We start from the raw sequence: 4,962 nt of genomic DNA on the forward strand, positions 1-4,962 counted from the left end.
GTCGATCACCGCCCCATCGATCACATCGTCAATGTTGATGGTCTCGACTTCGGACGGCGCCATCAGATCTTCGAGAAAATCCGACAGTTGGCGAAGATCCCCGTCGCCGGTTATCAGCCGGATTCTTCGGGGCTGGCTTAGGACGGTCTTGGTGATGCCGGTGTCGGTCTGACCGTCCCAAAAGAATGGTTGCACGGTGGCATCTGCGCCAGCGACAGACCGCGTGAGGCCGGTTTTGAGGTCGGTGAAATAACTCGTGCCGCCGGTGGTGAAGTAGAGCTCGTCGGTTAGCCTCTGGAGGTCGGGTGCCCCGAGATCGCGCAATCCAATGGTCTCGACCTGGTAGGGAACGGTCTTCGTATATTCGACAGCGCCGGTTGACCCATCGACGCGGGAAACGGTGCCGGCATCTGTCCACACAACAATATCGCCGTCATCGTCATAAATCGCGTAGCGGAGATCGTCAGAGAAGGACGCCAATACGCTCGTCGCCAGGAGCTGGCCCTGGCTCGCAAATGTCACCTTTACCAAGTCACTGTCGGCACAGAAGTAGAAGTCGGCATCACTGCCGCGAACGGCGCCAGGCGTCACGCATTGGATGCTTGAATACCCTTCCCAGCCCGTCCCGGATTGGTAGACCGGCGTTATGTCGTCAACCGTGAGCATGACCGAGAAAATCTGATCGCTGCTCGTCGTGAAGCCGACCACCAGAGCCGACGTGTTGAAATCCACGAGGCATCCGCCTTGCTCGGGGATAACGCCGGAGGCAATGGCGCTCGCGGAAGAGGTCTCGATCACGGTCCCGGTAGAGCCGTCGATCAGAACGGGCTTCCAGTTGTTCACCCCGCCGAAGCTCGCGAGATAGACGAGCCGATCGAGGACACGGCTGTACCGGAAACACGAATACGTGGTGAAGGCGTCGCCCGGAAGGTCGAAGCTGAAATATTGTTTGGTGGCATAAATCGAATAAAGATAAACGTCCGCGTTATCGAACCCGAACAACTTGCCCTGATCCCAAACCGGGATCATCTGCCCGAATGCGATCTCGCCGCTGTAGGTCTGAAACGTGTCGTAGTCATGAGTTGACGCGGCGTCCTGAATCCATTCCGCCTCGAAGACCGGCGGAGCGCCAAAGCCTTGGATGTCGAAGTTCGTGAGCACGATGTCGAGGTAGCCACGGTGAGCTGAAACGTTGCTCTCGCCCTCCTCCGCAACCATTGTGGGATCCTGTCCTTGAGTGCTTAGGCCGGAGTAAAAGCGGAACTTCAGTCCCTTTTTTCGATAACCTTGGGAAGCGTCATAGATCAGCGTGCCGTTGCAATAGAGCTTGCGCATGGTCCACGTGGAATCGGGCACAAGAGGTCGGGCAAAGCGCAGCCGGCACGACATGTCGCTAGTCGTGGTGGTGATCTGATCCCACCATTCCATATGGGTCTCGGTAACCGTGACGATCGGCGGCACCCATATGTAAGCGGCCGGCAAGCGGCACTTGCCCCACACAACGGGAATAGTCTGGCCGTAAGCAGATGTCGGAAGCGACGTCTGAATAGGCGACGCCTCCGGCACAGTTGGCGCGGTAGTTGTGCCGCCCTGAATCCAATGCCCGACAGTCCCCTTACGAAGATCAGCCAATCCGCTCATTTAGGTTCCTGCTCCAGTGGGTGGGCATGCGGCTGCGTTCCGGCCGCGGCAGGGTGTTTGGTCATTGTTGTGAATCCTGAAAAAGAAAAGTCCGCCTGAGGGGCGGCCTAGAAGCTGTCTATCTCATCAGCAGTGGTATAGATTACCTGCAGATTGTGCGGCCTGTCGAGCCACCACCGGTGGTTCTCTCTGCGCAAATCTCCAACTATCTCGATGATGTCCTTAGTGTCATGAGCGACAAGTGCACGAGAGAATTCTTCAGGAGGCAGGATTGTCTTTACCGAGACAGGCTTTCCATCGATAAAAGTATTGATGGTAACCTGGCCTTCTTTTTGAGAAGGCTTCCTAGCTGAAGCGGTTATATAGCCGGCAAGCCTTTCTCCAACTCTAGGCTCCTGCGATCGAAGGATGCGAGCGGCTTCCTGAAACACCTCCCCATCGCCACGCGTGAACTCGACCTTCCTCCTGATTTCCGGCGTTGGACGAGTTCTTGCCCAGGTCACTGAAACTTCGAGTCCTTCACCTTTAGTGATTAGGGACGACAATGCCTCGCAGAGGTTGGCGTTGACGCCGCTTTCAACAGCACGTTGGAAGGGATCGAGGCCTTCGCCTCGTATTGCCTGCTCGGCGGCATTGCGGGCCGCATCTAGTCCATCTGCAAGCATTCTGGTGACGCGTCGATCAAAAGGCTCCTCATATGCAATCGGCCAAAGCTCAGTCTGTTTTGGCGGTTCCAAAGAAGGAGGAACGGGTGCCAGCAGCGTTACTATGAAGCTTCCTTGCTCAGTCTGGCCGAGTCTGACGCGGTCCATGTAACTGGAAGCCACCTTGTTCCCTCCAGCCCTATAGGCTGGACGGGGGTCATTCGCTGCGCAGGCCGCCGAAAGCAACAAGTCGCGGGCATTTGTGAATATCTCCACTCCCGCTTCGATCCTTACCGATCCGTCATCGTCCGCCTCCGGCGCTCGGACTCGAATGACATCACGATCGGCACCCGACAAATCGCGATAGATCTGCAGCTCGGATCGTCCTTCCTGCTCCGCAATTTTGCGTATGATCTCTGATACAACATCAGGGTAGTCACCCAGTTTGGCGGAGGCGGGAACGATTAGCTCAGGAGCCTTTTCCTTGACGAAGACGTCACTATGATTGCCGAACTTCTCGGTTTTTACCCAGCCTTGCCCTCTTACATAGGCCAACAGCGCTTGCGGTGTAACGGCCGCAAGCGCCTCACGATCATCGACAAGTGACCTGATCATCGTAGGCTCCCTGTCCGTGATTTTTCCATCAGTTCTTTCAGGCTCTTGGTGTCGAACGAGTTCTTGACGGGGATGTCGATCGTGGTGGACGACTCGTTGTCCGTCGCTGGCGAACCAACCAACGCGGTCCAATACGCACAATTCCGCAGAATCAAATTCTCAGGGGTAAGGGTTAACCAATCACCCCTGTTTTGCGGCAATTTCAGGACCACAAGAATTCGTGGCGTTTGCGTCTCAATCCGCAGAAGGTCGTAGTTCCGCTGCCGTAAGGGGTAACGAAAGACCTCGCCGACTGGATCCAAATTGATCGTCGCTTTCAGTTGGACGTCGATTTTCGGACGGAACGTGTCACCTACCTCAATCGTGAGGTCTACGCCATCTCGGTCGAAATTCCTGGTCGCTACAACATATCCCGCGCTCGCCGCAACAGCGTGAGCGTAAGCGGCAGAAAGCGCCTCCTCGATATCTTTTTCCGTAAGCAAAGAATCCAAAGCAAAGCGCCCTTTAGGATTTGGCCCTCAAGGGTTTACCATATGATTGAATGCTTGCCATCCGGCCGCTGCTGTAAAGCGGTTAGCTTATCCCCTTAGCCTCACCGCCGCCTCGGCCTGAATTTTCGATTTTGCGGATGCGAAAGTTTTCTTTCGGCACCGGTCTCGGCGTCAATCAGGGTGGAAAGGGGAATGCCCCCTCCACCTTCAGAAACCGCATCAACCCCGCCGACAGATGCTGCTTTTCGGGCGTGCGAATGCGGCGTAGCGCTGCCTTCTGGGCTTCAGCGGCAGGCGGCGTGCGAGGCACCCCGCCTTTTTGTTTGCGCCGCGCCTTTGTCACCGGATCCCTCGGATGGCCATTTCCATTTGTGCACGGCGCGCGCTGGCCGAGAGCTTGGCTCCCTTTTCTTCGATACGTCGCAAGGCGTTGGCTGCGTTGTCCTGCTTGCTGGAGCGCTTGAGTTTTGCCGAAGTCGTCTCGTATTGGGGAAACGCCGTTAGCGTGCATTCCCACAAGTCGAGATCTTCGATGGTGCGCAGCGGCAGTTGGTCGCCAGCCCCGTCGTCCCAACTCTCGGACCGAGCCGAAAACGAAAACGAACATCCCTTTACGTCCTGACGAGCCACCGTCCCAATTGCCGTCTGGCCCTCGGGCGTGGTTGGATCTGGGTACAAGGTGAAATGAAGGCCGACCGAATCTTCGCGAAGCTGGAGCGATCCGGCAGACACGCGGCCAAGGACGCGGCCCGAATCGTGGTCGAGAATCATCACGACGTCGGGCATCTCCCGAAGTGTGCGCGTGAAACAACCGGGAGCGAGGCGCTCCCGGAAGTCACCGCCCACGTTTGTGATGTCCCCGAATCGCGCCACATAGCCGCTGATGGTGTTACTATCGGCCAAGTTCCGCCTCCAAGTCGGAGTTTCGCTTCCCGCCAGGCTTTGTCTCTCTCAGTATTTTGGCGATCTCCTCGGCCGGCAGGGTTGACTCCCTAGCTTCGCAGCCTGGCAACTTGATGCGGCGCCGCCGCCCGCGCGCCTTCTTGCGCTCTGCGCTTGCCAATTCAACCGACATAGCCAGCCTCCTTGAGGTAACGTGCGATATGGCCGTCTCGAGCATCGCCAAGGAAATGCGCGCGGTTGCCGAAATGACTCGAACCGATGTCCTCGGCCTCAAGGCCTTCGGCTAGGTCGTTCAAGCTGCGGTGCGCCTTCTCGACCACTGCAAGCGCCTCGCACAACTCCTTCTGGCGGCGATCCCACTCTGGTCGAACGAGCGCGATTGCCTTCCGCACGGCCGGGGTTTTTGCGTCTCGGATCCGCTGCTCAATCGCCCGCGAGGCAACCTCATGGTCGGCCCTGTCTGCGCGCACGTCGGCAAGCTTCTTGCGGTTGGCGGCCTTAGCGGTCGGCCCATCACCGAGTAATGCCGCGACGCTGGGTCTAACCTCGGGGGTGGGGTCCGCGGCGATCTCTTTTTCGATTTGCCGCGCTTCTGCGTCAAGCCCGCGCAGACGCTCGTTAAGTTCAGCGCGCTTTGAGAGCAGGCCAGCATAGACGTCGTCACATTC

4 protein-coding genes and 1 pseudogene are annotated in these 4,962 nt (G+C 57.6%); all 5 read right to left on the reverse strand.

From position 1 onward, the window contains the following. Positions 1-1,641, reverse strand: a pseudogene (locus EOA60_RS18650) (hypothetical protein); the annotation flags it as partial. Positions 1,642-1,748: 107 nt separating this feature from the next. After that, positions 1,749-2,900, reverse strand: coding sequence for a hypothetical protein (locus EOA60_RS18655; RefSeq protein ID WP_245479302.1), 1,152 nt, complete (start codon positions 2,898-2,900; stop codon positions 1,749-1,751). Beyond that, positions 2,897-3,391, reverse strand: a complete 495-nt coding sequence (locus EOA60_RS18660) for a DUF4365 domain-containing protein (protein WP_128311711.1) — start codon at positions 3,389-3,391, stop codon at positions 2,897-2,899. Before EOA60_RS18660 ends, EOA60_RS18655 begins: the two co-directional genes overlap by 4 nt. Before the next feature lie 339 nt (positions 3,392-3,730). Next, complete coding sequence (locus EOA60_RS18665; RefSeq protein ID WP_128311713.1) at positions 3,731-4,294, reverse strand: HK97 family phage prohead protease; 564 nt, start codon at positions 4,292-4,294, stop codon at positions 3,731-3,733. Positions 4,295-4,455: 161 nt separating this feature from the next. After that, positions 4,456-4,962, reverse strand: a 507-nt coding sequence (locus EOA60_RS37675; RefSeq protein WP_164899395.1) for a hypothetical protein, incomplete at its 5' end; no start/stop codon positions are given.

The organism is Mesorhizobium sp. M1A.F.Ca.IN.020.06.1.1, from assembly GCF_004023265.1.
In the GTDB taxonomy this organism is placed as follows: Bacteria; Pseudomonadota; Alphaproteobacteria; order Rhizobiales; family Rhizobiaceae; genus Mesorhizobium.